This is a genomic window from Streptomyces aureocirculatus, assembly GCF_000720475.1.
In the GTDB taxonomy this organism is placed as follows: Bacteria; Actinomycetota; Actinomycetes; order Streptomycetales; family Streptomycetaceae; genus Streptomyces; species Streptomyces aureocirculatus.
Map to the genome: position 1 here is coordinate 109,650 of NZ_JOAP01000015.1, position 22,860 is coordinate 132,509.

17 protein-coding genes are annotated in these 22,860 nt (G+C 72.4%); 13 read left to right on the forward strand and 4 right to left on the reverse strand.

Annotated features, from left to right (window positions below; all coding sequences use genetic code 11):
- Positions 1-100: 100 nt before the first annotated feature.
- The 7 genes from IG78_RS0115655 to IG78_RS0115685 all read left to right on the forward strand — a co-directional run bounded on the left by IG78_RS0115655 (position 101) and on the right by IG78_RS0115685 (position 11,636).
- The gene (locus tag IG78_RS0115655) at positions 101-1,585 is read left to right on the forward strand and encodes a sodium:solute symporter family protein (RefSeq protein ID WP_030563428.1); all 1,485 of its coding nucleotides are present in this window, start codon (positions 101-103) and stop codon (positions 1,583-1,585) included.
- A gap of 172 nt (positions 1,586-1,757) precedes the next feature.
- Complete coding sequence (speB, locus tag IG78_RS0115660; protein ID WP_030563429.1) at positions 1,758-2,729, forward strand: agmatinase; 972 nt, start codon at positions 1,758-1,760, stop codon at positions 2,727-2,729.
- Positions 2,726-4,411, forward strand: a complete 1,686-nt coding sequence (locus IG78_RS0115665) for a thiamine pyrophosphate-binding protein (protein ID WP_030563431.1) — start codon at positions 2,726-2,728, stop codon at positions 4,409-4,411. Before speB ends, IG78_RS0115665 begins: the two co-directional genes overlap by 4 nt.
- Positions 4,412-4,521: 110 nt before the next feature.
- Complete coding sequence (locus IG78_RS0115670; protein WP_030563433.1) at positions 4,522-5,460, forward strand: serine hydrolase; 939 nt, start codon at positions 4,522-4,524, stop codon at positions 5,458-5,460.
- A 111-nt stretch (positions 5,461-5,571) separates the two neighbouring features.
- Positions 5,572-9,417, forward strand: coding sequence for an ABC transporter ATP-binding protein (locus IG78_RS0115675; protein ID WP_157855802.1), 3,846 nt, complete (start codon positions 5,572-5,574; stop codon positions 9,415-9,417).
- Between the two features lie 150 nt (positions 9,418-9,567).
- Complete coding sequence (locus IG78_RS0115680; protein WP_030563437.1) at positions 9,568-9,960, forward strand: hypothetical protein; 393 nt, start codon at positions 9,568-9,570, stop codon at positions 9,958-9,960.
- Positions 9,961-10,169: 209 nt separating this feature from the next.
- A complete protein-coding gene (locus tag IG78_RS0115685) occupies positions 10,170-11,636 on the forward strand; it encodes an alpha/beta hydrolase family protein (protein WP_030563439.1) in 1,467 nt (488 codons plus the stop codon).
- A gap of 105 nt (positions 11,637-11,741) precedes the next feature.
- On the opposite strand, the gene IG78_RS0115690 is transcribed toward IG78_RS0115685, so the two are convergent.
- A complete protein-coding gene (locus IG78_RS0115690) occupies positions 11,742-13,523 on the reverse strand; it encodes a glycoside hydrolase family 3 protein (protein ID WP_030563441.1) in 1,782 nt (593 codons plus the stop codon).
- A 381-nt stretch (positions 13,524-13,904) separates the two neighbouring features.
- On the opposite strand from IG78_RS0115690, the gene IG78_RS0115695 reads away from it, so the two are divergent.
- Both IG78_RS0115695 and IG78_RS0115700 read left to right on the forward strand, forming a co-directional pair.
- The gene (locus tag IG78_RS0115695; protein WP_030563443.1) at positions 13,905-14,837 is read left to right on the forward strand and encodes an EamA family transporter; all 933 of its coding nucleotides are present in this window, start codon (positions 13,905-13,907) and stop codon (positions 14,835-14,837) included.
- A 30-nt stretch (positions 14,838-14,867) separates the two neighbouring features.
- Positions 14,868-15,743, forward strand: a complete 876-nt coding sequence (locus IG78_RS0115700; RefSeq protein WP_051852663.1) for a MerR family transcriptional regulator — start codon at positions 14,868-14,870, stop codon at positions 15,741-15,743.
- Between the two features lie 62 nt (positions 15,744-15,805).
- Here IG78_RS0115700 and IG78_RS0115705 read toward each other — a convergent pair whose 3' ends face one another.
- A complete protein-coding gene (locus IG78_RS0115705; RefSeq protein ID WP_030563447.1) occupies positions 15,806-16,645 on the reverse strand; it encodes a sugar phosphate isomerase/epimerase family protein in 840 nt (279 codons plus the stop codon).
- Positions 16,646-16,967: 322 nt separating this feature from the next.
- Here IG78_RS0115705 and IG78_RS0115710 point away from each other — a divergent pair, with 322 nt between their 5' ends.
- A complete protein-coding gene (locus IG78_RS0115710; RefSeq protein ID WP_030563449.1) occupies positions 16,968-17,156 on the forward strand; it encodes a hypothetical protein in 189 nt (62 codons plus the stop codon).
- Between the two features lie 39 nt (positions 17,157-17,195).
- Here IG78_RS0115710 and IG78_RS0115715 read toward each other — a convergent pair whose 3' ends face one another.
- Entirely contained in the window at positions 17,196-18,248 is a 1,053-nt protein-coding gene (locus IG78_RS0115715; RefSeq protein ID WP_030563451.1) for a LacI family DNA-binding transcriptional regulator, read from the reverse strand.
- Positions 18,249-18,448: 200 nt separating this feature from the next.
- Between IG78_RS0115715 and IG78_RS0115720 the strand changes: the two genes are divergently transcribed.
- From IG78_RS0115720 to IG78_RS0115735, 3 genes are all read left to right on the forward strand, one after another.
- Entirely contained in the window at positions 18,449-19,627 is a 1,179-nt protein-coding gene (locus IG78_RS0115720; protein ID WP_030563453.1) for a Gfo/Idh/MocA family protein, read from the forward strand.
- 89 nt (positions 19,628-19,716) lie between these two features.
- Positions 19,717-20,814: a dihydrodipicolinate synthase family protein gene (locus tag IG78_RS0115730; protein WP_037685300.1), complete on the forward strand. Its 1,098-nt coding sequence runs from the start codon at positions 19,717-19,719 to the stop codon at positions 20,812-20,814.
- Entirely contained in the window at positions 20,811-21,656 is an 846-nt protein-coding gene (locus IG78_RS0115735) for a sugar phosphate isomerase/epimerase family protein (protein ID WP_030563457.1), read from the forward strand. The genes IG78_RS0115730 and IG78_RS0115735 overlap by 4 nt, the downstream gene beginning before the upstream one ends.
- Positions 21,657-22,171: 515 nt before the next feature.
- On the opposite strand, the gene IG78_RS0115740 is transcribed toward IG78_RS0115735, so the two are convergent.
- Entirely contained in the window at positions 22,172-22,744 is a 573-nt protein-coding gene (locus tag IG78_RS0115740) for a DUF937 domain-containing protein (protein ID WP_030563459.1), read from the reverse strand.
- Between the last annotated feature and the right edge of the window lie 116 nt (positions 22,745-22,860).

Below are 22,860 nucleotides of genomic sequence, written 5' to 3' on the forward strand. Positions count from 1 at the left end.
ATCAGCGCCGCGGGTACGGGCGGATGTCCCCGCGGCAGGTCACCGCCCCACTCCACCCGCACGACACGCCACCGATCGAGCGCGCAAGGAGGCCTGCACCATGGCCGTCGACTACACCGTGATCGTCGTCTATCTGGCCGGCATGCTGGCCATGGGCTGGTGGGGCATGCGCCGCGCCAAGTCGAAGAGCGAGTTCCTCGTCGCCGGCCGCCGCCTCGGGCCCTGGATGTACTCCGGCACCATGGCCGCGATCGTCCTCGGCGGCGCCTCCACCATCGGCGGTGTCGGCCTCGGCTACACCCACGGCCTGTCCGGCGCCTGGATGGTGTTCACCATCGGCCTCGGACTGCTCGCCCTGTCGGTGTTCTTCTCCGCCCGCATCGCGCGCCTGAAGGTGTACACCGTCTCGGAGATGCTCGACCTGCGCTACGGCGGCCGGGCCGGTGTCCTGTCCGGCGTCGTCATGTGGGCCTACACCCTGATGCTCGCCGTCACCTCCACCATCGCGTACGCCACCATCTTCGACGTCCTCTTCGACCTGAACCGCACCCTCGCGATCGTCATCGGCGGCTCCATCGTCGTCGCGTACTCGACCCTCGGCGGCATGTGGTCCATCACGCTGACCGACATGGTGCAGTTCGTCGTCAAGACGGTGGGCGTGCTGCTCCTGCTCCTCCCGATCGCCGTCGTGAAGGCGGGCGGCTTCGGTGAGATGCGGGACAAGCTGCCGGGCGACTACTTCGAGCCGCTGGGCGTCGGCGGCGAGACGATCTTCACCTACGTACTGATCTACACCTTCGGCATGCTCATCGGGCAGGACATCTGGCAGCGCGTGTTCACCGCCCGCAGCGACAAGGTGGCCCGCTGGGGCGGGACCGTCGCCGGTACGTACTGCCTCGTCTACGCCCTCGCCGGTGCCGTCATCGGCACCGCCGCGAAGGTCATGTACCCCAAGCTGCCCAGCGCCGACGCCGCCTTCGCCACCATCGTCAAGGACGAACTGCCCATCGGCGTACGGGGGCTCGTGCTCGCCGCCGCGCTCGCCGCGGTGATGTCCACCTCCTCCGGGGCGCTCATCGCCTGCGCGACCGTCGCCAACAACGACATCTGGGCGCGGGTGCGGGGCGCTGCCGCGCGGCAGGGGGCCCATGAGGAGCCTGAGGAGCCTGAGGAGGTGGACGAAGTGCGGGGCAACCGGCTCTTCATCCTCGTCATGGGTGTCCTCGTCATCGGTGTCTCCATCGTCCTCAACGACGTCGTCGAGGCGCTGACCGTCGCCTACAACCTGCTTGTCGGGGGGCTGCTCGTGCCGATCCTCGGGGGGTTGCTGTGGCGGCGGGGTACTGCCGCCGGAGCGCTCTCCGCCGTCGTCGTCGGCGGGGTCTCCGTCGTCGGCCTGATGTGGCACTACGGCATCCTCGCCAACGAACCCGTCTACTACGGGCTGATCGCATCCCTTGCCGTGTACGTGGCCGTGTCCCTCAGTACCCCGCCCACCGACGCGGTGACGCTGGCCGCTTGGCGGGAGCGTGTCGCCGGGCGCAGCCCGGACCCGAGCGCACCGGAGGCTTCGGTGAACGCTTGAGTTTCCCCCCGGGCCCGTGAGATCCAGCCCCTCCGGCGTTTGAGGAGCGGGGTCCGGGGCGGAGCCCCGGTTTCGGGAAGGGGCGGGACTGGGGCGCCCCCGCGAGGCCCCACAGGCCCCACACTTGTCCCTGTACGACCAGCACCACCGCTTCACCAGGAGGAACCCCAGCATGACCACCGCGCAGAACGAGCCCCGCGGCCCCATCGACTCCTCACGCACCCCCCGCTACGCGGGCCCCGCCACCTACGCCCGCCTCCCCCGCCTCGACGAGGTCGGCACGACGGACATAGCCGTCGTGGGCGTCCCCTTCGACGCGGGCGTGTCGTACCGCCCGGGCGCCCGCTTCGGCGGCAACGCCATCCGCGAGGCCTCCCGCCTCCTGCGCCCGTACAACCCGGCCCAGGACGCGTCCCCGTTCGCGCTCGCGCAGGTCGCGGACGCGGGTGACATCGCCGCGAACCCGTTCAACATCAACGAGGCCGTGGAGACGATCGAGGCGGCGGCGGACGACCTGCTCGCCACCGGCGCCCGCATGATGACGCTGGGCGGCGACCACACCATCGCGCTGCCGCTGCTGCGCTCCATGGCGAAGAAGCACGGCCCGGTCGCGCTCCTGCACTTCGACGCGCACCTGGACACCTGGGACACCTACTTCGGCGCCGAGTACACGCACGGCACCCCGTTCCGGCGGGCGGTGGAGGAGGGCATCCTCGACACCGAGGCCCTCAGCCACGTCGGCACGCGCGGTCCGCTGTACGGCAAGAAGGACCTCACCGACGACGAGAAGATGGGCTTCGGCATCGTCACGTCGGCGGACATCTACCGGCGCGGCGCCGACGAGGTCGCCGACCAGCTCCGCCAGCGCATCGGCGACCGGCCGCTGTACATCTCCATCGACATCGACTGCCTGGACCCGGCACACGCCCCGGGCACCGGCACGCCGGAGGCGGGCGGCATGACCTCCCGCGAGCTCCTGGAGATCCTGCGCGGCCTCGCCTCCTGCAACCTCGTCTCCGCCGACGTCGTGGAGGTCGCCCCCGCCTACGACCACGCCGAGATCACGGCAGTGGCCGCGTCCCACACCGCGTACGAACTGACGACGATCATGTCCCGGCAGATCGCGGAGGCCCGCGCCAAGTGACGCACGACCACGACCTGGAACTGAGGCCCACGGCAGCGCAGACCCAGGCCGCCCTGAACCCGCCCGCGGGCCGCAACGGCGGCGACCTGGTCGTCGAGACCCTGTGCGGGCTCGGCGCTTCCACCGTGTTCGGGCTGCCCGGGCAGCACGCCCTCGGCATGTTCGACGCGCTGCGCCGCTCTCAACTGCGGTACGTCGGCCTTCAGGTGGAGAACAACGCGGGGTTCGCAGCGGACGCGTACGGGCGGATCACGGGGGAGGTCGCGCCGCTGCTCCTGTCGACGGGGCCCGGCGCGCTGATGTCCCTGGCCGCGCTCCAGGAGGCGGCGGCCGCGAGCGCCCCCGTGCTGGCCATCGGCAGTCAGGTGCCCGTCGCCGGGCTCGGCGGCGGCCGCCACGGCTATCTGCACGAACTCCGCGACCAGCGGGCCTCGTTCCGGGACGTGGTCAAGTCCGTCCACACCGTCCGTACGCAGTCGCAGATCCCGTCGGTGATCGCGGCGGCCTGGGAGTCGGCGCTCACCGCCCCGCACGGCCCCGTCTGGGTGGAGATCCCGCAGGACGTGCTCCTCGCGGAGACGTCCCTCCCCGTCGTCACGGCGGTGGACGCGACCCCGCACGACCTCGTGCCGCGCCCCGAGCTGACCGCCGTGGCCGCTGACCTGCTGACGCGGGCCGAGCGTCCGGCGATCATCGCGGGCGGCGGCGTCGTCCGCGCGGACGCCGCGGGCAAGCTGCGCGCGCTCGCCGAGCGCCTGAACGCGCCCGTCGTCACCACCTTCGGCGGCAAGGGCGCCTTCCCCTGGGAGCACCCGCTCTCGCTCCGGTCGTGGCTGGAGGACCGGCACACCACCGACTTCCTTGAGGACGCCGACGTGCTCCTCGTCGTCGGCTCCGGCCTCGGCGAACTCTCCTCCAACTACCACACGTTCAACCCCCGCGGCCGCGTCGTCCAGATCGAGGCCGACCTCGGCAAGCTGGAGTCCAACCACCCGGCGCTCGGCATCCACGCGGACGCCCGCCTCGCCCTGTCGGCGCTCCTGGAGACGGTGGGGGAGCGGCCCGACCCGGCGGCCCCGGAGCGGGTGCGCCAGGTACTCGCCGCCGTCCACAAGCGGATCGACGCGCAGGACCTGACCCTGGAACAGGACGTCCTCGCGTCCGTGCGGGCGGCGCTTCCCGACGACTCCCCGTCCTTCTGGGACATGACGATCCTCGCGTACTGGGCCTGGTCCGCCTTCGACGCGCGGCGCCCCGGCACCATGCACTCCGCACAGGGCGCGGGCGGCCTCGGCTACGGCTTCCCCGCCGCGCTCGGTGCGGCCGCCGCCGACCCCACCCGGCCGGTCCTCGCGGTCTCCGGCGACGGCGGCGCGATGTACTCGCTCGCGGAACTGGCCACCGCCAAGCAGTACGACCTGGACGTGACCTGGCTGATCGTCGACGACGGCGGCTACGGCATCCTGCGCGAATACATGGCGGACGCCTTCGGCGAGGCGACCGGCACGGAGCTGACACGCCCCGACTTCGTGGCCCTCGCCGAGTCCTTCGGCGTACGGGGCGTACGGACGTCCCCGGAGCACCTCCGCGAAGACCTCACCGAGGCCCTGGCCACACCGGGACCGAGCGTGGTCGTGCTGCCCGCGCTCCTGCGGATGTTCGCGCCCACACACCTGGGCTGAACATCTGGACTGACGAAAACCGCACAGCAGTGCAACCACCGTCGGCCCCCGTGAGTCATGTGTTGCGAGTGCGCTGGGGGCGCGCTCGTACCACTTCGAGGGGAATCTCCATGACTCACCGGATATCCGGGCTGCCCACGCGTGCCCGCGTACTGAGCGCCGGTGTGGCCGCCGCCGTGCTCGTGCCGGTCGCCGCGACCGCCGTCGCCACTCCGGCCGCCGCCGCGACCGCCCAGGTCAAGTGCACCTCGTCGGCTCAGCCGACGCTGGCGAAGAAGCTGACCAAGGACATCACCGCCGCCCTGAAGAACCGCAAGGGCACCATCGCCGTCGGGTTCTACGACAAGGCCACGAAGACGAGCTGCACCCTGCGCGGCTCCACGTCGTTCGACTCGGCCAGCGTCGTCAAGGTGACCGTGCTCGCGACGCTGCTGTGGGACGCGAAGAAGACCGACCGGTATCTGACGGACCGCGAGACCAGGCTCGCCACCGCCATGATCACCAAGTCGGACAACGACGCCACCAGCACGCTGTGGCGGCAGCTCGGTGCCACCAAGGTGAAGAAGTTCCTGGCCGCGGCCAAGATGACCAAGACCGTACCGGGCTCCGGCCGCTACTGGGGCCTGACCCGGATCAACGCCACCGACGAGCAGAAGCTCCTCGCCCTGATCACCGGCAAGAACGCCGTGCTGAGCGACAACTCGCGCGCGTACATCCTCAAGCTGATGGGCAAGGTCGTCCGCGACCAGCGTTGGGGAACGCCTGCCGGGGCTCCGTCCGGCACCGACATCCACGTCAAGAACGGGTGGCTGCCGCGGGCCACGCACGGGTGGCGCGTCCACAGCATCGGCGCCTTCAAGGGCCGCGGGCACGACTACACGATCTCCGTGCTCACCCACGGCAACAGCAACATGAACTACGGCGTCGACACCATCCAGCGGGTCTCCAAGGCCATCCACAAGGACCTGACCCCCCTCACCCAGGCCCCCACCCGCTTCGCCCCCACGGACACCCCGAAGGAAGCATCGGTCCCGGCCCCTCCGGCCTGACGTCAGCTACGCCGGGCGGGTATGTCAGCCCGTCCGGCGTTTGAGGACGAGGCCCGGAGGGCCGAAAAGGCGGGGGAGCGGGGCGCAGCCCCATAGTTTTGTTGCGGCGGGATGAAAACCGCACCTCACCGCGTTGGGCCTCTCGGCAGGTCAGGCGAGCGGGAGGCGGACACAGTGACGAGGCAGCCGGAGCAGCCGGAGCAGTTGGGCTGGGGGAAGCGGCTGTGGGGTTACGCCTGGCGTCACCCCACGGACGTCGTGCTCGCGCTCGGCTCGTCCCTCGGCGGCATGGCCGTCATGGCGCTCGTACCGCTGGTCACCAAGGTGATCATCGATGACGTGATCGGCGACCACAGCCGCCCCATGGGGCCGTGGGCCGCCGCCCTCATCGGCGCGGCGGTTCTTGTCTACGTCTTCACCTACATCCGCCGCTACTACGGCGGCCGCCTCGCCCTCGACGTGCAGCACGACCTGCGCACCGAGATGTACGACACGGTCACCCGCCTCGACGGCCGGCGCCAGGACGAGCTGTCCACCGGCCAGGTCGTCGGCCGTGCCACCAGTGACCTCCAGCTCATCCAGGGCCTGCTCTTCATGCTGCCGATGACCATCGGCAACGTCCTGCTGTTCCTGATGTCCCTGGTCATCATGGCGTGGCTGTCGCTGCCCCTGACCGTGGTCGCGCTCGCCGTCGCCCCCGCCCTGCTCCTGATCGCCCGCCGCAGCCGCGCCAAGCTGCACCCCGCCACCTGGTACGCGCAGGCCCAGGCAGCCGCGGTCGCCGGTGTCGTGGACGGCGCCGTCGGCGGCGTACGCGTGGTGAAGGGCTTCGGGCAGGAGGAGCAGGAGACCGGGAAGCTCAGGGAGGTCGGACGGCGGCTCTTCGCGGGGCGCCTGCGCACCGTCCGCCTGAACTCCCGCTACACCCCGGCGCTGCAGTCCGTGCCCATGCTCGGGCAGGTCGCGATGCTCGCCCTCGGCGGCTGGCTCGCGGTGCAGGGCGACATCACGCTCGGCACGTTCGTGGCGTTCTCCACCTATCTCGCCCAGCTCGTCGGTCCCGTACGCATGCTCGCCATGGTCCTCACCGTCGCCCAGCAGGCCCGCGCCGGTGTGGAGCGCGTCCTGGAACTCATCGACACCGAGCCGACCATGACCGACGGCACCAAGGACCTGCCGGACGACGCCCCGGCCACCGTCGAGTTCGATGACGTGTCGTTCGCCTATGACGAGGGCCGGCCCGTTCTCGACGGGCTCAGCTTCGCGATGCGCCCCGGTGAGACCCTCGCCGTCGTCGGCTCGTCCGGCAGCGGCAAGTCCACCGTGTCGCTGCTGCTTCCCCGGTTCTACGACGTGACGCACGGCGCCGTCCTCATCGGCGGCCACGACGTGCGCGAGCTGACCCAGGACTCGCTGCGCGCCGCCATCGGCCTCGTCCCCGAGGACTCCTTCCTCTTCTCCGACACCGTCCGCGCCAACATCGCCTACGGCCACCCCGGCGCCACCGACGAGGACATCGAGCGGGCCGCCCGCGCCGCCCAGGCCGACCGCTTCATCGCCGAGCTGCCCGGCGGCTACGACACCAAGGTCGGCGAGCACGGCCTGACCCTCTCCGGCGGCCAGCGCCAGCGCCTCGCCCTGGCCCGCGCCATCCTCACCGACCCGCGCCTGCTCGTTCTCGACGACGCCACCTCCGCCGTGGACGCCCGCGTCGAGCACGAGATCCACGAGGCGCTGAAGCACGTCATGCGGGACCGTACGACCCTGCTCATCGCGCACCGCCGCTCCACCCTCAACCTCGCCGACCGCATCGCCGTCCTCGAAGACGGCCGCCTCGCCGACATCGGCACCCACGCGGAGCTGGAGCACCGCTCACCTCTCTACCGGCGCCTGCTCACCGACCCCGACGAGCTCGGCGGCGTATCGCCCGGTCACGTGCCGCCCGCCGCGCCCGCCGAAGCCGTCGATGACACCTCGGTGCGCGCCGAGCTCGACGCCGAGTTCGACGCCGAGCGGGGCATCACCCCGCGCCTGTGGGACGGCGACCGCGAACCGAAGGACATGTCCCTCTCCGGGACTCCGGCCACACCCGAGCTGCTCGCCCAGGTCGACGCGCTGCCGCCGGCGACGGACACCCCGGCGATCGACGAGGCGCGGGCCGTCGCCGCCGAGGAGTCCTACGGCCTGCGCAGGCTGCTCCGCGGTTTCGGCGCGCCGCTCCTGGTGAGCCTGCTGCTCGTCGCCGTCGACGCGGGCGTGGGCCTGCTCCTTCCCGTCCTCATCCGGCACGGCATCGACGAGGGCGTCTCCCAGCTCGCGCTCGGTGCCGTGTGGACCGCGTCCGGCCTCGCGCTCGGCGCCGTCGTCGTGCAGTGGGCGGCACAGACCGGCGAGATCCGCATGACGGGGCGCACCGGCGAACGGGTCCTCTACGCGCTGCGCCTGAAGATCTTCGCGCAGCTCCAGCGGCTCGGGCTCGACTACTACGAGCGGGAGCTGACCGGGCGCATCATGACCCGGATGACCACGGACGTGGACGCCCTCTCCACGTTCCTGCAGACCGGTCTGGTCACAGCGTTCGTCTCCGTCGTCACCTTCTTCGGCATCATGGTCGCGCTCGTCGTCATCGACGTACAGCTCGCCCTGGTCGTCTTCGCCACCCTGCCGCTGCTCGTCGTCGGCACGTTCTTCTTCCGCCGCTCCAGCGTGAAGGCGTACGAGCTGGCGCGGGAGCGCGTCTCGGTGGTCAACGCCGACCTCCAGGAGATGGTGTCCGGGCTGCGCATCGTGCAGGCCTTCCGGCGCGAGCGCTCGGGCAGCGAGCAGTTCGCCGCCCGCAGCGCCGACTACCGCGCGGCCCGCATCCGCGGCCAGTGGCTGATCTCGGTGTACTTCCCGTTCGTGCAGTTCCTGTCGTCCGTGGCCGTGGTCGCGGTGCTCGTCGTGGGCGCGCACCGGGTCGACGCGGGCACCCTCACCACCGGCGCCCTGGTCGCCTACCTCCTCTACATCGACCTGTTCTTCGCGCCCGTGCAGCAGCTCTCCCAGGTCTTCGACGGCTACCAGCAGGCGTCCGTGTCGCTCGGCCGCATCCAGGAGCTGCTCCAGGAACCCGCGTCCACCAAGTCCGCGGACGAGCCGCTCGACGTCCTCTCCCTGCGCGGCGAGATCGCCTTCGAGGACGTGGCCTTCGCGTACGGCACCACCGGCACCGCCGACACCGCCGACGGGTCCGGCGCCGCCGACAAAGCCGCCGGGGGCGACGAGACCGCGCTGAGCGGGGTACGCCTGAAGATTCCCGCCGGGCAGACCGTCGCTTTCGTCGGCGAGACCGGCGCGGGCAAGTCCACCCTGGTCAAGCTCGTGGCCCGGTTCTACGACCCGACGTCGGGCCGGGTGACCGTCGACGGCACCGACCTGCGCTCCCTGGACCTCACCTCGTACCGGCACCGGCTCGGGGTCGTACCGCAGGAGGCGTATCTGTTCGCGGGCACCGTCCGGGACGCCATCGCCTACGGCCGCCCCGACGCCACCGACGCGGAGGTCGAGGCGGCGGCGCGGGCCGTCGGCGCGCACGACATGATCGCCACACTGGACGGCGGCTATCTGCACGAGGTCTCCGAGCGCGGCCGCAATCTGTCGGCCGGTCAGCGCCAGCTCATCGCGCTCGCCCGCGCCGAGCTTGTCGACCCCGACATCCTGCTCCTGGACGAGGCCACCGCAGCCCTGGACCTCGCCACCGAGGCCCAGGTCAACCAGGCCACCGACCGCATAGCGGGCAGGCGGACCACGCTGGTCGTCGCCCACCGCCTCACCACCGCGGCCCGCGCGGACCGTGTGATCGTGATGGATCACGGGCAGGTGGCCGAGGACGGCACGCATGAGGAACTGCTCGCGCGCGGCGGCCGGTACGCGGAGCTGTGGCAGACGTTCGTCGGGCAGCCGGTGGGGGCGTAGCCGGGCCCGGCCCGGCCCGGCTGCTCGTCCCGACTGTCCGTCCCGGATGGTGAGACAGGCAAACTGATAGGCCGGGTTCCGCAACCATCGAGTTCCTGGTCGGCGTCCGTACGTCAGTACGCTGGTACGGGGGTGACGGGAGGGGAAGACGTGCACAGTGGTCGGATATGGCGGGGCCTGTCGACGGGCGCCGCCGCACTCGCGGCTGCCGTCCTGTTCGCGCTCGCGGGCCCCGGCGTCGGTGCCGCCCAGGCCGCGGGTCCCTGCCCCGGCCACAAGGTCCGCACCCTGTCCTTCAGCACCGGCAAGGTCGTGCTCTACAAGAAGCGCGGCTACGTCTGCGCCGTCACGTACGCGAAGCGGCCGGGCGGCCGCAAGGTGATGTCGGTCAGCGTGCAGGCGCGCGGCAGCCGCCCCGTACAGGAAAAGGGCCGCTTCACCCGGCTCGCGGGCCCCGTCAAGGTGCACGCGGGACACCGGTGCGTCTGGGTCAAGGGCGCGGTGGGCCGGGTGAAGGTCAGCTCGGGCTGGATCCTGTGCTGACGTCCGGCCGGGACGGCCTCCGCCGCGGTCTTCGCCGCACTCTTTGCCGCGGTCCTCGCTGAGCTGACGTCCGGTCAGCGGACGCGTTCGTCCTCTCAGTGAAATTCCCTGAGTCCCGTATGAGTCCCTTATGTTCTCAATGTGCCCTGGTGTGCGCGCAGTTGCTCGGTTAGGTTCCGGTCAATCGCTGCGCCGACAGGGGAGGATGCATGCGTAAGACCCTCAGATGGGTGCTTTCACTCACGGTGCTCATAGGCACCGTGGGCCTGGCCGAGACCACGGCCACGGCGTCACCCGACGCCGAACGGGGCGCCACCAGCGCCGCCGAGGACGCTGCCGCCAAGGAAGCTGCCGCAAAGGACATCAAGGACCGGCTCCTCGCCGTCAAGGGCATGAGCCTCATCGAGGAGAAGCCGTACGACGGTTACCGCTTCTTCGTCCTCAACTACACCCAGCCGGTCGACCACCGGCACCCCTCCAAGGGCACCTTCAAGCAGCGCATCACCGTGCTGCACAAGGACACCGCCCGGCCCACCGTCTTCTCCACCTCGGGCTACGGCCTGAGCACCAACCCGGGCCGCGCGGAACCCACCCGCATCATCGACGGCAACCAGGTCGCCATGGAGTACCGCTTCTTCACTCCCTCGCGCCCCAAGCCCGCCGACTGGTCCAAGCTCGACATCTGGCAGGCCGCGAGCGACCAGCACCGCATCTTCAAGGCCCTCAAGCCGATCTACGGCAAGAAGTGGCTGTCCACGGGCGCCTCCAAGGGCGGCATGACCGCCACCTACTTCGAGCGCTTCTACCCGCGTGACATGGACGGCGTCGTCGCCTACGTCGCGCCCAACGACGTGAACAACCGCGAGGACTCCGCGTACGACCGGTTCTTCGGACACGTCGGCACCAAGGAGTGCCGCAGCAAGGTCGAGGCGGCACAGCGCGAGGCCCTGGTGCGGCGCGCGCCGATGAAGAAGCTGTACGCCAAGTACGCCGCCGACAACGGCAAGACCTTCAAGATCATTCGTAGCTTCGACAAGGCCTTCGAGGCCGTCGTGCTCGATGTGAACTGGGGCTTCTGGCAGTACCAGGACTCGGCGACCGCCTGTGCGAAGGTGCCCGACGCCAAGACCGTCACCGACCAGGCGCTGTTCGACTGGATCGACGAGGTCGGCGGCTGGAACGGCTACACCGACCAGGGTCTCGAGTACTACGCGCCGTACTACTACCAGGCCGGCACCCAGCTCGGCTCGCCCGACATCACCCAGCCCTGGCTCGCCGACCTGAGCCGGTACGGGTACCAGCCGCCGCGGAACTTCGTGCCGCACGAGATCCCGATGAAGTTCCAGAAGAACGCCATGAAGGACGTCGACCGCTGGGTGCGCCACAACTCCCACCGGATGCTGTTCGTCTACGGCGGGAACGACCCGTGGGGTGCCGAGCCGTTCCGGCCCGCGCGTGGCGCCAAGCACGACTCGTACGTCATGACCGCGCCCGGGGCCAACCACGGCGCCAGCGTGGCCCAGCTCGTCGGGGACGACAAGGCCAGGGCCACCCAGCGGATCCTGGCGTGGGCCGGGGTGCCTGCTGCCCAGGCCGAGGCCGCGAAGCCGCTCGCGCCGTACGACGCGAAGCTCGACCGCAAGGACCGCGACCGCCGCGACTCGCTGCGTCCGTAGTCCCTCGCGGGGCGCCCCGGGCCCGCCCCTTCTCCGAAACCGGGGCACCGCCCCGGACCCCGTATCGGCGCTCCGCGCCTCGTCCTCAAACGCCGGACGGGCTGTTCACACCCCGTCCGGCGGGTACGAGAGGCCGTGTCCGACGGGGTGCAGCACCGTGCCCGGGTCGTCCGGGCTCGGCACGGGCACCGGCAACCGGCCGGTCGGGCGGACCCGTCCGGCGATGACCCGGGCGGCGGCGCGCAGTTCGACGTCCGTCCAGGAGTACGCGGCGAGCGCGGCGGCCACACCGGGCAGCAGGGTCACGTCGTTCGGGGTGCGCACCGAGACGATGACGACGGGCGGGCCGCCCGGGATCGCCGTCAGAGCTGTGACCAGGGAGTGCTGCGGGTCGCCCGGGGTGACGTCGTACGTCGTGACGAGCACGGCGTCGTGGCCGGAGGCCGCTTCGGCTAGGGCCTTCTCGACGGTTCCGGGTGACGGCTCGGTGCCGGTGCCCGACGCCGTGGCGGTGAAGCCGAGTTCGGTGAGGGCGGCGGCGAGCACGGACGTCGGCGGGCCCGTGGTGCCCGACGGCGAGACCGGGTCGGCGCCGAGGACCAGGAGGCGGCCGTGGGTGCCGGGGGACAGCGGCAGCAGATCGCCCTCGTTGCGGAGGAGGGTCGTGGTGCGCTCGGCGATGCGGTCGGCGGCGACCCGGTGCGCCTCGCTGCCGACGGTCGCCGTGACGGCGGCGGCAGTCGTGTACGCCTGCTCGAACAGGCCCAGCTTCTCCTTGAGCCGCAGGATCCGCAGCACGGACTCGTCGATACGGGCCTCGGTCAGCTCGCCCTCGCGGACGGCCCGCAGGATCGCGTCCCGGGCGAGTTCGGGCTGCGGCGGATGCAGCAGTTGGTCGACGCCCGCCTTGAGCGCGAGCACGGCCACCCGGTCGTCGCCGTACTTGGTGCGCACACCCCGCATGGACAGCGAGTCGGTGACGACGACACCGTCGTGACCGAGCTCCTCGCGCAGGATGCCGGTGACGACGGGGTACGAGAGCGTCGCGGGGTCGAGCGCCGGGTCGAGGGCGGGCACCACGATGTGCGCGGTCATCACCACGTCGACGCCGGTCGCGAGCGCGGCACGGAACGGCGGGGCGTCCAGCTCCTCCCACTGCGCACGGGTGTGGTGGATGTACGGCAGCGCGGAGTGGCTGTCCGTCGCGGTGTCGCCGTGGCCGGGGAAGTGCTTGACGGCGGGCGCGACGCCCGCGTCCCGGTAGCCCTCGATCTGCGCGGTCACGCACGCCGACACCGCCTCCGGGCCCGCGCCGAAGGACCGTACGCCGATGACGGGGTTGGCCGGGTTCACGTTGACGTCGGCGGACGGCGCGTAATTCTGGTAGATGCCCAGTGCGCGCAGTTCGGTACCGGCTATGCGGGCCGCCTCGCGGACGTCGTCGGCCGAGCCGCCCGCGCCGAGCGCCATCGCGCCCGGCAGCAGGGTGGCGGGCGCGCCGATGCGGGCCACGACGCCGTGTTCCTGGTCCACGGAGAGCAGCAGCGGGATGCCCGGCGCCCCGTCGGCGGCCGCCCGCTGGACGTCGTTGGAGAGCGCCGCGAGCTGCTGCGGGTCGCGGGTGTTGTGGGCCCAGCCGAAGTAGATCAGCCCGCCGGGCCGGTACTTGGCGACGGCGTCCGCGGCAGTACGCACACCGAGTTCGCGCTCGTTCAGCTCGATGTCGGCCGCGTCGGGCTCGGTGGCGTGGTGGCCGTACACATGCAGGACGAAGAGCTGGCCGACCTTCTCTTCGAGGGTCATACGGGAGAGCAGCTTCTGGAGGTGGTGGTCGTGGGGACCGGGCCCGCCGGTCTCTTCCTGGGCGCTGCGGGAGTCGTGAGGCACCTGCCACGGATATCCCGTGGGGTGCGGCGGGTCAAGGTCCAAGTTCCAGGTTCCGAGGTCCGACGTCTCCGTGCGGGGGCGCCGATACGGGCGAGGGCCGCCACCGGCGCAAGGGAGGGGCGCACCGGTGGCGGCGTGCTGCCGGCCGCGGGCGGCGGAGAGGGTGGTCAGCGTTCGCAGCCAGCAGCGATGCCGACACCGCCGCGCGGAGACTCTCCGGCAGCTTGCCGGTTTGACGACGGGGCGCCCGCCAAGGTTCCCGAAACGGCGCGGATCAAGGGAAGTTGGGGCGTCCCGTACGGCATCGCTAAGCAACGCTTCAGGTAATCATGAAGAAATTCGTGCTGGTGCTGAACACTGGGGTCGCGTGATCCTCGATGCATGCGCCCCTCACACATCTGCCTCGCCGTCCTCGTCGCCGCCGTCTGGGGTGTGAACTTCGTCGTCATCGAGGTCGGCCTCGGCCACTTCCCGCCGCTCCTGTTCTCCGCGCTGCGCTTCCTCGTCGCGGCCCTGCCCGCCGTGTTCTTCGTCGGGCGCCCCAAGGTCGCCTGGAAGTGGCTCGTGGGTGTGGGCCTCGTGCTCGGCGTGGCGAAGTTCGGGCTGCTGTTCATCGGCATGGACGCGGGTATGCCTGCCGGTCTCTCCTCGCTGGTGGTCCAGATCCAGGCGGTCTTCACGGCGCTCATCGCCTTCGTCGCCCTCGGCGAACGCCCGGCGTGGGTGCGGGTGGTGGGCATGGCCGTCGCGCTCGCCGGGATCGGTGTCGCGGCCGTCCACGAGGGCGCGTCGGGACCCCTCACGGCCTTCGGCCTGACGGTCGCGGCCGCCGCCTGCTGGGGCGTGTCCAACGTCCTCACGCGCAAGGCGGCGCCGCCCGACGCCCTGAACTTCATGGTGTGGGTGAGCACCGTCCCGGTCCTGCCGCTGCTCGCCCTCTCGCTGCTCTTCGAAGGCCCCTCGCGCGACCTCGACGCACTGCGCGCCCTTGACTGGCAGGGCGTCGGGATCATCGTCTACGTCGCGTGGATCACGACCGTGTTCGGCTTCGGTGCCTGGGGCTTCCTGCTGCGCCGCCACCCGGCATCGACGGTGGCACCGTTCTCCCTCCTGGTACCGGTCTTCGGCATGTCGTCGGCCGCACTGTTCCTGGACGAGTCGGTGGGGGGCCTCCAGTGGTGCGCGGCGGCGCTCCTGGTGGGCGGGGTGGCGCTGACGTCCCTGCCGGGTACGCGGCAAAAGCCGATCGCCGAGGCCGCGGCGACGGCCACCCCGGTGGCCCCGGCCGCCCCCACGCCCGCCCGCGTACGCTGACGGCGTGACCTCGGCACCCCCGTCCCGCGCATGACCCGACACGCCCCGCGCGCCGCACGCGCCCCGAAGGCACTGCGCCCGGTGGACCTGGCGCGGATGGCGGGCGTCTCCACCCAGCTCGTCCGCGACTACGCCGACGCGGGCATCCTGCCGCCGACCCCGCGGACCGCCACCGGCTACCGGCGTTTCGCCCCGGTGCACGGCCGGGCCCTCCTGACCTACCGCGCCCTCGCCAAGGGGTACGGGCCCGACCGGGCCCGGGCGGTGATGCGGGCGGTGCACGCGGACGACGTACCGGAGGCGCTGACGCTGCTCGACGCCGCGCACGCGGAGCTGCACGCGCGGCGGGAGGCGCTGCGGGCGACGGGTGCGGCCCTTGAGGCCGTGGCGAGCGAGGTCCCCGGCGCCGCGCCCGCACCGCCGCCGCGCGCGCCCCTGACCGTCGGCGAGGTCGCCGCCCGCGTCGGCGTGCGCACCTCGGCCCTGCGTGTCTGGGAGGCGGCGGGGCTGCTCGCCCCGGAGCGGGAGCGGGGGACCGGCTACCGCCTGTACGGCGCCGCGGACGTGCGCGACGCCCGCATGATCACGATGCTCCGGCAGGCGGGGTACCCCCTCCCCGCCATCCGTCCGGTCCTCGAAGGCCTCCGCGAGACGGGCAGCAGTGAGGCGTTGCGCGCGGCCCTGGCCCACCGCCGGGAGGAACTGACGCGCCGGTCGGGCGCGATGCTGGCGGCGTCGAGCCTGCTGCACGGGTACGTGACCGGGGAGCACGCGGATGGTCCGGGCGGTCCGGATGGGCCGGGCGGTCCGGGCGCGCCGGGCGGTCCGGATGGTTCGGGCGGTCCGGGCCGCCCGGGCGGTTCGGACCAGGCGTCGGCGGGCGGCGGCTTCGGCACGCTGCCGTAGAAGGCCCCCGCGGCCGGGCGGGGCCGCGTGTGCGGGACGGGCGTCGGCCGGAGCCCGGTCGTTCAGGCCGACTCCGTCAGGAGGCGCGTCAGCAGCTCGCGTCCCTCGCCGAGGAGTTCCGGCAGCGGCGCCGCCTTTTCGTACCAGCGCTTCTCGTACTCCCAGCACAGCCAGCCGTCCCAGCCCTTGCGGGTGAGCAGCTCCAGGCACTCGGCGAGCGGCAGGACGCCCGTACCGAGGGCGAGCGGGGTGGTGTCGTCGGCGCTCGCGATGTCCTTGACCTGGACGTACCCGAGGAAGGGGGCGAGCGCGGCATAGCTGTCGGCGATCTGCTCGCCGCCGAGCCAGGTGTGCATCACATCCCACAGGGCCCCGGCGTGCCGGTGGCCCACGGGGCCGAGCACGCGGGCGGCGGCCGCGCCGGTGCGGTGCGAGTCGTGGGTCTCCAGGAGGATGCGGACGCCCGCGTCGGCGCCGTACTCCGCTGCGGTGCCGAGCCGCCGGGCGGCGATCTCGTCGGCCTCCGCGAGGCTCTCGGGGTCCCCGAGGCTCTCGGGGTCCGGTTCGGTGCCGTCGTCCGGGGGTCCGCCCGGGAAGACACGGATGTAGGGGGCGCCGAGGTCGCGGGCCAGGGTCAGCAGCTCCCGGATCTCGTCGAGGACGGGCTCGTCGGCGCCTGGCGCCGCGACGCGCGCGTAACCGGCGACGCCGAGCACCTCGACGCCCGCCTCCTTGAACCGGGCCGCCACCTCGGCCCGTTCGGCGGCACCTAGGCCCGGGTGCACCGGCTCTTCGGGGTGTGCGCGCAGCTCGACGCCGTGGTAGCCGTGAGTGCGGGCCAGCTCCAGGACGTCCTGGATCGGCATGCCCGGGACTCCGAGCGTGGAGAAGGCGAGTTTCATGGCCGGACATCTTTCCGCCGTGCGGCGCCGGAAACGTGCCCCGCAGGGGCGCGGGGCTGTTTTGATGTGCGGCTCCGCCGCGTGGGCGCGCTCGGCCCAAGAGCAGCCGCAGACGCGTCTGCCGGGTGACCACGCAGATGCGTCTGCGGCTTTTTCGTGGCTGGTCGCGCAGTTCCCCGCGCCCCTGACGGGGCGCTCAGTGGGAGGAGCCGCGAAAAAGTCCCCAGTGCGGCTTCAATGAAACGATGGAAGCCGATGGAAGCCGATGGACCGGTGCCGTCGCGCCATCGATGGCGCCGGATGACGTGACGGGAGGCCGGGAGTGAAGTTCGTTCTCGAAGTCGATGTGGACGAGACGGCGACGGCAGAGGACTCCGCCCGCGAGCTGGGCCGCATCCTCCGCTACTGGGCGGGCAACCTCCGGTACTACGCCCTCGAACCGGGCACGGGCGAAGCCGTGTACGACTCCGCCTACCGGGAGGTGGGCCGCTGGAGGTTCACGGAGGCCTGACGCCCCCCGGCGCCGGAGGAAGCCCCCCCGGGGGGCGCCTCAGTGACGCCGGGGCGCCCCCGTCGACCCCCGCACCATCAGCTCCCCGTGCACCGTCGCGATCCCCCCGGGCGGCTCCTCCTCGCGGCCCGTGGCTATCCGGCCCGCCCGCGCCCCCGCCTCGTACAGCGGAAGCCGCACGGTGGTCAGTGCCGGTACCGCGTCGATGCTGAACGGCAGGTCGTCGAAGCCCGCCACCGACACATCGCCGGGGATCGAGAGGCCCCGGTCCCGCAGGGCCGCGCAGGCGCCCAGGGCCACCGTGTCGTTGGCGGCGACGACCGCCGTCAACCGCGGTTCGCGGCGCAGGAGTTCGAGGGTCGCGTCGTAGCCGGAGCGGCGGTCGTAGGGGCCGTGCAGGGTCAGCAGGGGGTCGTTCGCGACGCCCGCCGCGGCCAGGGCCTCCTGGTGGCCCTCCAGGCGGTGGCGGGTGGTGGTGCGCTCCGTGGGGCCCGCGATGTAGCCGATGCGGCGGTGGCCGAGGCCGATGAGGTGGTCCGTGAGGCGGCGCCCGCCGCCCCGGTTGTCGAAGGTGAGCGCCACCGCGTCGGGGGCGGCACCGGTCGGCGGCCGGCCGCACAGCACCACCCGCGAGCCCGCGTCGCAGAGCCGCCGCAGCTTCCTGCCGATCGCCGCCGCGTGCGTGGCGTCCTCGATGGCGCCGCCGGTGACCACGACGGCGGCGGCCCGCTGGCGCTGGAGCAGGGTGAGGTAGGTGAGTTCGCGCTCCGGTGAGCCACCGGTGTTGCAGACCACCGCCATCCGCTCGCCGCCCGCGCGGCCGCCGGGCCCGGTGATCTCCGACTGGACCGCGCTCGCCATGATCCCGAAGAACGGGTCGGCGATGTCGTTCACCAGGATGCCCACCAGGTCCGACGTGGCGGCGGCCAGCGAGCTGGCGGGTCCGTTCAGGACGTAGTCCAGATCGTCCACCGCCCGCAGCACGCGCTCACGCGTGGCCGCGGCCACGGGGTAGTTGCCGTTCAGTACGCGGGACACGGTGGCGGGGGACACCTGGGCGCGAGCCGCCACGTCCGCCAGGGTCACGGTCATCTGTTGGCCTCCGGTCTTGTACGAACCTTGTCCGGCAGGCTAGCTTCTCTCCAATAGAAAGCGCTTGCTACGCATGCTGTGCCTGTACGCACATACGCATCGAGTGCCGCACGGAACGCCCCTGGACCCCGCCCCGGGCGACACCGCCCCACCGGCCGCGCGCCCCGCGCCCCGCGCCCCGCGCCTACGGAGGAACTCACGTGACACGCAGATCGGTCCGCATCGCCATGAACGGCGTGACGGGACGCATGGGCCACCGCCAGCACCTGGTCCGTTCGATCCTCGCGCTGCGCGAGGAGGGCGGCCTCGACCTGGGCGACGGCACCCGGCTCTGGCCGGAGCCGGTGCTCGTGGGCCGCAGGGAGCGGGCGCTGCGCGAACTCGCGGGACGCCACGGCGTCGAGCACTTCTCGACCGACCTCGACGCCGTGCTCGCGGATCCTGCGACCGACATCTACTTCGACGCGCAGGTGACATCGGCCCGCGAGGAGGCGATCAAGAAGGCCCTGGCCGCGGGCAAGCACGTGTACACCGAGAAGCCCTCCGCCACCTCCTTCGACGCCGCGCTCGACCTGGCCCGGCGCGCCCGGGACGCGGGCGTGAAGCACGGCGTCGTCCAGGACAAGCTCTTCCTGCCGGGCCTGCGCAAGCTGGCGCGCCTGATCGACGGCGGCTTCTTCGGGCGGATCCTGTCGGTGCGGGGCGAGTTCGGCTACTGGGTCTTCGAAGGCGACTGGCAGCAGGCGCAGCGCCCGTCCTGGAACTACCGGGCACAGGACGGCGGCGGCATCGTCATGGACATGTTCCCGCACTGGGAGTACGTCCTGCACGAGCTGTTCGGCAGGGTGCGCTCCGTACAGGCGCTCGCCGTGACGCATCTGCCGCAGCGCTGGGACGAGCGCGGCAAGCCCTACGAGGCGACGGCGGACGACGCGGCGTACGGCATCTTCGAACTGGAGGGCGGCGTGGTCGCGCAGATCAACTCGTCCTGGGGGGTGCGGGTGCACCGCGACGAGCTGGTGGAGTTCCAGGTCGACGGCACCGAGGGCTCCGCCGTCGCGGGCCTGCGCAACTGCCGCTTCCAGCACCGGGCGGGCACGCCCAGACCGGTCTGGAACCCCGACCTGCCCGTCACGCACTCCTTCCGCGACCAGTGGCAGGAGGTCCCCGACACCCCCGACACCCCCGACGCTGACGGCGCCGACGGGCCCGTCAACGGCTTCAAGGCACAGTGGGAGCTGTTCCTGCGGCACGTGTACGCGGACGCGCCCTACCACTGGGACCTGCTCGCGGGCGCCCGCGGCGTGCAGTTGGCGGAGCTCGGCCTGCGCTCGTCGGCGCAGGGGCGCAGGATCGACGTACCGGAGATCACCCTGTGAACGCACGGAACCCGTACGGGGCGGGGTCCGCCGCGAGCTCCGCCCCGCATGGCGAGGGGCGGGAGAGTCTCGCGAACCCGGCGGTCTCCCTGCCGCGGCCGGTGTCCGCACCGCCGCTGCGCTCGCGCGCCGTCCTCGCCGCCGCGCACGTCGTGGCGGACCCCCGCGCCGACGTGTCCCCGGACGGGCCCGCCGCCGTCGACTGGGACGCGACGCTCGCCTTCCGCAGGCACCTGTGGCGGCATGGCCTGGGCGTCGCCGAGGCGATGGACACCGCCCAGCGCGGCATGGGCCTGGACTGGCCGGGCGCCGCCGAACTGATCCGGCGTTCGGCCGCGGAGGCGCGGGCGGTGGGTGGCCGCATCGCCTGCGGTGTGGGCACCGACCAGCTCACCGCGCCCGCGGCCCGGCTCGCCGACGTGCGCCGCGCCTACGAGGAGCAGCTAGCGCTGGTGGAGGACACCGGTGCGCAGGCGATCCTGATGGCCTCGCGCGCCCTCGCCGCCACGGCCGAAGGACCCGACGACTACCTGACGACGTACGAGGGTCTGCTCCGGCAGACGAGCGCCCCGGTGATCCTGCACTGGCTCGGCCCGATGTTCGACCCGGCACTCGCGGGTTACTGGGGCACGGACGACCTGGACGCGGCCACGGACACCTTCCTGGAGGTCGTCGCCGCCCACCCCGGCAAGGTGGACGGCGTGAAGATCTCGCTCCTGGACGCGGACCGCGAGGTCGACCTGCGCCGCCGCCTGCCGGACGGGGTGCGCTGCTACACCGGCGACGACTTCCACTACCCCGAGCTCGTCGCGGGCGACGACCACGGCTTCAGCGACGCGCTCCTCGGCGTCTTCGACCCGCTGGCGCCCGTGGCCGCGCAGGCGGTGCGCGCCCTGGACGGCGGCGACCCGAAGGCGTTCCGGGACCTGCTCGACCCCACCGTCGAACTGGCCCGTCACCTCTTTCAGCCCCCCACCCGCTACTACAAGACGGGCGTGGTCCTGCTGGCCTGGCTCGCGGGCCACCAGGACCACTTCACGATGGTCGGCGGCCTGCAGTCGGCCCGCTCCCTGCCGCACCTCGTCCGGGCCCACGAACTCGCCGACGCCCTGTCCCTGTTCCCCGACCCGGACCTCGCGGCGTACCGCATGCGCTCGCTCCTGAAGGTCTACGGAGCCACCCCATGACACCACCCACGCCCCGCGCGCCCGCCGACTTCAGCATCAACCAGATGACGGTCAGACAGCTCTCCCTGCCCGACCTGGTCACCGCCTGCGCCGACCTCGGCATCCGCGGGGTGGGGCTGTGGCGCGAGCCCGTCCAGGAGTACGGGGTCGAGGCGGCCGCGAAGCTCGTGCGGGCGGCCGGGCTGCACGTCACCACCCTCTGCCGGGGCGGCTTCCTCACCGCCGTCGACCCCGGCGAACGCGCCCGTGCCCTCGCCGACAACCGGGCCGCCGTCGACGAGGCCGCCGCTCTCGGCACCGACACCCTGATTCTGGTCTGCGGCGGGCTCCCCTCCGGCGACCGCTCCCTGCCCGCCGCCCGGGAACGCGTCGCCGACGCCCTCGCCGACCTCGCCCCCTACGCGGCCGAGCGCGCCGTCCGCCTCGCCGTCGAACCCCTGCACCCCATGTTCGCCGCCGACCGCTGCGTCGTCTCCACCCTCGGTCAGGCCCTCGACCTGGCCGAACGCTTCCCCGCCGAGCAGGTGGGCGTGTGCGTCGACACGTACCACGTCTGGTGGGACGACCTGGCACCCGCCGCCCTCGCCCGCGCCGGGGCCGGGGGGCGGCTGCACGCCTTGCAGCTCGCCGACTGGACGACGCCCCTGCCGCGCGGCGTCCTCACCGGGCGTGGGGCGCTCGGTGACGGTGCCGTCGACTTCCGGGCGTGGCGCGCCCTCGCCCGGTCCGCCGGGTACCGGGGGGCCGTCGAGGTCGAGGTCTTCAACGATGCGTTGTGGGCGGGGGACGGGCGGGAGGTCCTTGCGGACACGGTACGACGCTTCATGGCGCACGCCTGCTGACGGCGCCCCCTCTTTCCCCCCCCCCCCCCCCCCCCCCCCCCCCCCCCCGCCCGTGCCTCATCGCGCTGCGCGCTCGTCCTCAATCGCCGGACGGGCTTTCTTGCCCGCCCGTCCTTCACCGCGCTGACGCGCTTGTCCTCAATCGCCGGACAGGCTTTCTTCCCCGCCCGCCCGCCCTTTCATCGCGCTGCGCACTTGTCCCCAGTCGCCGGACAGGCTCTCTTCCCCGTCCGCCCCTTCATCGCGCTGCGCGCTCGTCCTCAATCGCCGGACGGGCTCAGACTGTCGCCGGACGGTCTGAGGCTGTCGCCGGTGCGGCGAAGGTCTTTCAGCCCGTCCGGTGAAAGTTTTTCAGCCCGTCCGGCGTTTGAGGACGAGCGCGCAGCGCGACCCAGCCCGTCCGGCGTTTGAGGACGAGGCGCGGAGCGCCGACAAAGGGCTGGGGTCCAGGGGGCGCAGCGCCCCTGGTTACGGTGAAGGGGTGGGCCTGGGGCGCCCCGCGAAGGCCGCCCCGCCTACTTCCTGCCCCCGCCCCCCAGAATCTCCCCCAGAAGATCCCCGAGCCCGCCGCCCGCAGGACCACCCCCGGCCCCCGGCGGGGCAGAGGCACCCCCCGGCGACGGGGAGGCTGCCCCCGGCGACGCGGAGGCAGCCCCCGGCGGCTTCGCCCTCTGGGCGCGCTTGGTGAGGACCGTGAGCACCACGGGGATCAGCAGCTCCACGACACGCACGACCGTGGCCGCGGGCAACCCCGTCTTCTTCGCGACCGCACTCGCCACCGGCCGGCTCAGCCTGCTGAGCATCCCCGCCATCACGCCACCCCCGAGCAACCCCCCGAGCCCACCCCCCAACGTGGCCACGCCCTGAAGCGGCGCCTCCTCCGCGAACGCCTGCCGCACCTCGTCGGCCTCCACGGGATCCGCCGTCTCCGCCTTGTCCCGCAGGCTCCCCGAGAGCGTCGAGACCGTCGTGCCCACGACGTCCTGGGCACCCGCCGGGTCCGTGCCGATGACGTCGGCGATCTCCCGCAGCCGGTCGTCGCCCAGCTCGGAGAGTACGTCCTGCTCGAATGAGGTTTGCTCGCTCATGGGTGAAACGCTACGTCCGGGGTGGTTCGTCGGCACGCCGAAATCTTCCGGGGGAACTTGCCGAAGTCGTGCAACCCTTCCCCCACCACGCGGGTCGTACTGGGTGTCAGGAGCTC